Genomic DNA, 6,486 nt, shown 5'->3' on the forward strand with positions numbered 1-6,486 from the left:
TATGAGCTTTCTGAACCCCGTTGGACCCGTTATCGACCTGGGCGTGAACATCGACCACGTCGCCACCCTGCGCAATGCGCGCGGCACCGTCTATCCCGATCCGATCCGCGCCGCGCTGTTGGCCGAGCAGGCCGGCGCCGACTGCATCACCCTGCACCTGCGCGAAGACCGCCGCCACATCAAGGACGCCGACGTGCTGGCGCTGGCGCCGCAGCTGGCCACGCGCATGAATCTGGAAGCGGCCGTGACCCAGGAAATGATCGATTTCGCCTGCCGCGTGAAGCCGGCCGACGTCTGCCTGGTGCCGGAAAAACGCACCGAAGTGACCACCGAAGGCGGCCTGGATGTGGTGCGCTACCACAAGGAAGTGGAAGCGGCCGTCAAGCAGCTGCAAGCCGAAGGCATCCGAGTCAGCCTCTTCATCGATGCCGACGAAGCGCAGATCGCCGCCGCCGCCGCCGTCGGCGCGCCGGTGATCGAGCTGCACACCGGCGCTTATGCCGATGCCGAAGGCGCGGCCCAGATCGCCGAGCTGGAACGCGTCAAGGCTGGCGTACGCTGGGGCGTGCAGCATGGCCTGAAGGTGAACGCCGGCCACGGCCTGCATTACACCAATGTGCAGGCGATTGCCGCCATCCCCGATATCGCCGAGCTGAATATCGGCCACGCCATCGTTGCCCATTCCATCTTCGCCGGCTGGGAAAACGCCGTGCGCGAAATGAAGGCCATCATGGTCGCGACCCGCCTGGGCGCAAAATGATTTACGGCGTCGGCACCGATATCTGCAAGATCGCCCGCATCGAGGAGGCGCTGGCGCGCCACGGCGAGCGTTTTGCGGCCAAGGTATTGGGGCCGGACGAGTTGGCGATTTACCGCGAGCGCGGCGCCCAGCATCCCAAGCGCGCCTTGCGCTACCTGGCGACGCGCTTCGCCGCCAAGGAAGCGTTTGCGAAGGCCATCGGCACCGGCGTGCGTCCGCCCATGCTGCTGCCGGCGGCGCAGATGCTGAACGAGGAAAACGGCAAGCCCACCATCGTCTGCGGCGGGGCGCTGGCCGATTTCATGCGCGAGAAGGGCTTGCGCGCCCAGCTCAGCATCAGCGATGAAGATGACTATGCGGTCGCATTCGTGATCGTGGAACAGACAGCATGAGCGAAGAGATGATCGATCCGCGCGAGCAGGTGCTGGCGACGGTCGCGAAATTACCCAATCTGCCCGGCGTCTACCGCTATTTCGACGCGGAAGACAAGGTGCTTTATGTGGGCAAGGCGCGCGACCTGAAAAAGCGCGTCTCCAGCTACTTCCAGAAGAACCTTTCCAGCCCGCGCATCGCGATGATGGTGGAGCGCATCGCGCGCCTGGAAACCACCGTCACGCACAGCGAGGCCGAAGCGCTGATCCTGGAAAACAATCTGATCAAGACGCTGCAGCCGCGCTTCAACATCCTGTTCCGCGACGATAAGTCCTATCCCTATCTGAAGCTGAGCGGGGACGCGATTCCGCGCATGGTCTACTACCGCGGCGCGGTGGACAAGAAGAACCAGTACTTCGGTCCATTCCCCAGCGCCTGGGCGGTGAAGGAATCGATGCAGATCCTGCAGAAGGTCTTCCTGCTGCGCACCTGCGAGGACAGCGTGTACATGAACCGCACGCGTCCCTGCCTGCTGCACCAGATCGGCCGCTGCAGCGCGCCCTGCGTGGGCGCCATCAGCGCCGAGGATTACCGCGTCGACGTGAACAACGCCGCGCGCTTCCTGCGCGGCCGCCAGACCGAGGTGATGGAAGAGCTGGAGCAGAAGATGCACGCCTATGCCGGCGAGCTTAAATTCGAGCAGGCGGCGGCGGTGCGCAATCAGATTCAGTCGCTGGCGAAAGTGCTGCACCAGCAAAGCATGGAAACCACGGGCGATGCCGATGTCGACATCCTGGCCGTGGTGGTGCAGGGCGGACGCGCCTGCGTCAACCTGGCCATGGTGCGCGGCGGCCGCCATCTGGGCGACCGCGCCTACTTCCCCTCGCACCTGATCGACGCTGAGGTGATGGCCGAACAGTCCATCGAAGTCGAAGTGCTGGCCGCCTTCCTGGTCCAGCACTACACGGAAAAATACATCCCCGGCACCCTGATCCTGAACATCGAATTCGACCAGCCGGAACTGCTGCTGGCGCTGCAGGAGCAGTGCGGCCACCGCATCCACCTGATCTTCCAGCCCCAGGGCCAGCGCCGCCAATGGCTGGAACTGGCGCAGAAGGGCGCCGAGATTTCGCTGGCGCGCCTGCTGTCCGAGCAAGGCTCGCAGCAGTCGCGCACGCGCGCCCTGGTGGAAGCGCTGGGCCTCGAATGCGAGGATATCGAAACCCTGCGCGTGGAATGCTTCGACATCAGCCACACGCAGGGCGAGGCGACCCAGGCTTCCTGCGTGGTCTTCCACCACCACCAGATGCAGAACGGCGAATACCGCCGCTACAACATCAACGACATCACGCCCGGCGACGACTACGCCGCCATGCGCCAGGTGCTGATGCGCCGCTACGAGAAGGTGGCGGGCGGCGACGGCGTGATGCCGGACGTGGTGCTGATCGACGGCGGCAAGGGCCAGATCGAGATGGCGCGCCAGGTCTTCGAAGAACTGGGCCTGGACCTGAGCCTGATCGTGGGCGTGGCGAAAGGCGAGGGCAGGCGGGTCGGCCTGGAAACCCTGATGTTCGTCGACGGCCGTCCGGCGCAGGAGCTGGGCAAGGAATCGGCCGCCCTGATGCTGGTGGCCATGATCCGCGACGAAGCCCACCGCTTCGCCATCACCGGCATGCGCGCCAAGCGCGCCAAGACGCGCCAGACCTCGCGCCTGGAGGAAATCGAGGGAATTGGCGTGAAAAGGCGGCAGAAACTGCTGGCCCGCTTTGGCGGCTTGCGCGGCGTTGTCAACGCCAGCGTGGAAGACCTGATGTCGGTTGACGGCATTTCCAGCACTTTGGCCGAAGAAATCTACAAACAGCTGCATTAAGAAGCTGTGTCGGCTGGTATTAGCAGCGGCGCCGTTATAAACTAGCGGCGCGTTAACACATAATTCTTACAAGCCGCTGCCTTATGCCTTTCAATATTCCGATCCTGCTGACTTGGTTGCGCGTGGCGCTGATTCCCCTGGTCGTAGGCGTGTTCTACCTTCCCGACGGCTGGCTGCAGCCACATGACCGCAATCTGGCCGCGACCCTGATCTTCATCGTCGCCGCCATCACCGACTGGTTCGACGGTTTTCTGGCCCGGCGCTGGAATCAAACCTCGGCCTTCGGCGCCTTCCTCGACCCCGTGGCCGACAAGCTGATGGTGGCTGGCGCCTTGCTGGTGCTGGTGCATCTGGACGGCGGCCGCTGCCACCCGCTGTTCGCCTTCATCATCATCGGCCGCGAAATCGCCATTTCCGCGCTGCGCGAATGGATGGCCCAGATCGGCGCGTCGAAATCGGTGGCGGTCAGCTCGATCGGCAAGATCAAGACGGCGGCGCAGATGACGGCCATTCCGGCCTTGCTGTACAACGACGTGCTGCTGGGCGCCATCGATACCCGCTACTGGGGCGAGAAGCTGCTGTGGCTGGCCAGCGTGCTGACGGTGTGGTCGATGTTGTACTACCTGCGCAAGGCATGGCCTCTGATCAAGGAAAAAGCGGGAAACTTGAATTAATTTGAAATGTTGCCCTTGACCAGTTCTGTAGATCGTCTATAATGCTGGCCTGTTGTTGATGACGACGCGCTGTAAAAAGCAAATGCGGGAGTAGCTCAGTTGGTAGAGCGCAACCTTGCCAAGGTTGAGGTCGAGAGTTCGAGACTCTTCTCCCGCTCCAAAAAACGTCGAAATCGATAACAATCGCTGGAATATTAAGAATGTTTCTGCGATAATGCGTTTCCCTGAAATGCGGGAGTAGCTCAGTTGGTAGAGCGCAACCTTGCCAAGGTTGAGGTCGAGAGTTCGAGACTCTTCTCCCGCTCCAGTTCAGAGGCGCAGCAGTAGAAGTAAATGGCAGAAGTAGTTGTAACATCGCTCCAAGCGGGAGTAGCTCAGTTGGTAGAGCGCAACCTTGCCAAGGTTGAGGTCGAGAGTTCGAGACTCTTCTCCCGCTCCAAGTGAAAAATAGTAAGACTCCAATGCGGGAGTAGCTCAGTTGGTAGAGCGCAACCTTGCCAAGGTTGAGGTCGAGAGTTCGAGACTCTTCTCCCGCTCCAGAATTCGAGAATGGACGCCGCTGTAGCGTTGTTCTTCAAGCCCTATGGCGGGGTAGCAAAATGGTTATGCAGCGGCCTGCAAAGCCGTCTACGCCGGTTCGATTCCGGCCCTCGCCTCCAAACAAATCAAGCACTTAGCTTGCGAAAAGCCGGGAAATTCCCGGATTTTTTGCGTTCAAAACTCCTCGATATCGCTGGCTGCTACCCCGTTTGGGTAGCGTTGCTACCCAGCGACGGCCAGGTTTGGCCGTCTACGTCGATGAACCTAACCAATCCGATCTCTTCCGATTTAAGCTTACTTATCCGTATCAGTTACCGGTTTGTGCTCATAACTATATATACGCGCTATTTTCCAAGCACCGTCCTGGAGCAACATGAGGTGCGTGAAAGAAGCCCTCAATGTTCTCTTCACCACTTTTCCCGACTCAGTACTAAAGAAATCATGCTCCCCCATGACTAGGGCGCCATAAATGTCTTTTCCCTTGCGCATTGGAAGTATGCGGAGAGTTTCAGGAACAACCATACGGCGACCTCGGTTCTTGGCGTCATCCATTCCGGCGTTGACTTTGGCCAATGCTTCATACCCTATTATTGAGCCGCCAAGATCATGATAGAACTCGACATCGCTGGTGAGATAGGCCTTCAATGCAGTGGAATGTGAGAAATTAAAGTCGTGCCAGTAGGCATCGTCAGCTTTTCTGACCTGTGCTTCCCAGTCGGTATTTTGGTCTGTGGCCATAACAGGCGACATGGCAGCGAAAGTGACGAGATAGATAGCAGTAACGAAGGATTTTATGGATTTGCGCATATTGACTCGATATGAAGTAAATGGACCCAAGGTTCTTACAGGAAGTATTGACCTGATCGGAGCCTTATAGCCAGGCGGCTGGTTAGTCTTCATGGTATTTTTACACATGGAGGCTAGATGAAGAAACGTCCGCTGGGTTGGAGTTCGTACCGGGCTGCCTCCATCCCAAGAATGAACAGGCGAAGAATCCGCATTTTTGGCATTCCATCGCGCGATTATCACCGCTCATCGCTTTGCTTCGCTCCCATCATTGCGGAAGATTACACTGTTTGCACACAATGCTCATAGCCAATCATCTTTCAATGAAATATAACGAAAATCACACGCGTACCGACAAAAGCGCCGCCATCATCGTTTGTACTCTTGCACTTACCGCCACGCTGCCCTTGGCTGCTTACGCCCAGCTTGCACCTGAGACCACGCGGGCAATTGACGCAATCGTCATGAAGTCCTTGGAAGACAAATCGGTTCCGAGCGTATCGATTGCCATCGTTAAAGGCGGCAAATTGGCCTATGCGCAAGCGTACGGCATTGCACGCTTGGACCGGGAGCTGAAGGCGACGCCGCAGATGCGTTATAAGATCGGATCGAACACCAAACAATTTGTGGCGGCAGCGGTATTGCTGCTGGTTGAAGACGGCAAGTTATCGCTCGATGACAAAATCGGCCGTTTTTTGCCCGACTTAACAAAGGCAAATGAAATCTCTGTACGACAATTGCTTGCGCACACGGCTGGCTATCTGGATTATTACCCGCTCGATTATCTGGCGCCATTCATGGAGAAGGCGACGACCGTCGATGCGATCCTTGCCAACTGGGGGAAAAAGCCGCTCAGCTTCGAGCCTGGTTCGAGGTGGGAATACAGCAACACCGGCTATGCGATTGCCGGCCGCATTATCGAAATAGCGAGTGGAATGCCGCTCGACGCTTTTATACGCAGCCGCATCACAGAAAAGCTGGACATGCGGTCGGCAGTCGATACAAGCGTGACGCACTGGGACGAGAGCGAGACGCAAGGTTATGAAGTTACGGCATTCGGCCCACCGCGCCCGGCTCGGCCGGAGGGAAAATATTGGGTATGGGCAGCCGGCAACCTGGCGATGACGGCAACCGATCTGGCGCGGTGGGATATCGCCTTGATGCACGGCGCTCTTCTTAACAGCACATCCCGCAAAGCGATTGCGACGGAAAATTTGCTAAGCGGGGGAACCGGCACCAATTATGGTCTTGGCCTGTTCGTGCGAATGACGCCCGAGGGACGTTTACGTTGGGACCACGGTGGCGAGGTATCTGGTTTTCGCTCGCAAAACACCATCTTTCCGAACGATGACATGGCCATTGTCGTGCTGACCAATGGAGGTGGCAGTATGCCGTGGTCTAATTTGCCCGGACACCTCAATAGGTGGAAAATCCACTATCTGAGGAGTTAAAGCATGACGACAAGAAAACGTAAAACATTTGAT

The 6,486-nt window shown here is 58.4% G+C and carries 6 protein-coding genes and 5 tRNA genes; 10 read left to right on the forward strand and 1 reads right to left on the reverse strand.

Annotated elements, in window-relative coordinates; translation table 11 throughout:
* The first annotated feature begins 1 nt into the window (after position 1).
* The 9 genes from pdxJ (at position 2) to FHS03_RS23710 (ending at position 4,335) form a co-directional block, all read left to right on the forward strand.
* A complete protein-coding gene (pdxJ, locus tag FHS03_RS23670) occupies positions 2-760 on the forward strand; it encodes a pyridoxine 5'-phosphate synthase (RefSeq protein WP_183443372.1) in 759 nt (252 codons plus the stop codon).
* Positions 757-1,152, forward strand: a complete 396-nt coding sequence (gene acpS, locus FHS03_RS23675; RefSeq protein WP_183443373.1) for a holo-ACP synthase — start codon at positions 757-759, stop codon at positions 1,150-1,152. The genes pdxJ and acpS overlap by 4 nt, the downstream gene beginning before the upstream one ends.
* On the forward strand, positions 1,149-3,002 hold the full coding sequence (gene uvrC, locus FHS03_RS23680) for an excinuclease ABC subunit UvrC (RefSeq protein ID WP_183443374.1): 1,854 nt from the start codon (positions 1,149-1,151) through the stop codon (positions 3,000-3,002). The genes acpS and uvrC overlap by 4 nt, the downstream gene beginning before the upstream one ends.
* Positions 3,003-3,085: 83 nt before the next feature.
* Complete coding sequence (gene pgsA / locus FHS03_RS23685) at positions 3,086-3,676, forward strand: CDP-diacylglycerol--glycerol-3-phosphate 3-phosphatidyltransferase (protein ID WP_050407156.1); 591 nt, start codon at positions 3,086-3,088, stop codon at positions 3,674-3,676.
* 84 nt (positions 3,677-3,760) lie between these two features.
* A tRNA-Gly gene (locus tag FHS03_RS23690) sits at positions 3,761-3,836 on the forward strand.
* A 71-nt stretch (positions 3,837-3,907) separates the two neighbouring features.
* Positions 3,908-3,983, forward strand: a tRNA-Gly gene (locus FHS03_RS23695).
* A gap of 56 nt (positions 3,984-4,039) precedes the next feature.
* A tRNA-Gly gene (locus tag FHS03_RS23700) sits at positions 4,040-4,115 on the forward strand.
* Between the two features lie 24 nt (positions 4,116-4,139).
* Positions 4,140-4,215, forward strand: a tRNA-Gly gene (locus FHS03_RS23705).
* Positions 4,216-4,261: 46 nt separating this feature from the next.
* Positions 4,262-4,335, forward strand: a tRNA-Cys gene (locus FHS03_RS23710).
* Positions 4,336-4,510: 175 nt separating this feature from the next.
* Here the strand turns inward: FHS03_RS23710 and FHS03_RS23715 are convergent.
* Positions 4,511-5,023 carry a nuclear transport factor 2 family protein gene (locus tag FHS03_RS23715; RefSeq protein ID WP_183443375.1) on the reverse strand — a complete coding sequence of 171 codons (513 nt, stop codon included), beginning with the start codon at positions 5,021-5,023 and terminating at the stop codon, positions 4,511-4,513.
* 302 nt (positions 5,024-5,325) lie between these two features.
* Here FHS03_RS23715 and FHS03_RS23720 point away from each other — a divergent pair, with 302 nt between their 5' ends.
* A complete protein-coding gene (locus FHS03_RS23720) occupies positions 5,326-6,453 on the forward strand; it encodes a serine hydrolase domain-containing protein (protein ID WP_183443376.1) in 1,128 nt (375 codons plus the stop codon).
* The last annotated feature ends 33 nt before the right edge of the window (positions 6,454-6,486 follow it).

This window comes from Pseudoduganella violacea (genome assembly GCF_014191875.1).
In the GTDB taxonomy this organism is placed as follows: domain Bacteria; phylum Pseudomonadota; class Gammaproteobacteria; order Burkholderiales; family Burkholderiaceae_D; genus Rugamonas; species Rugamonas violacea_A.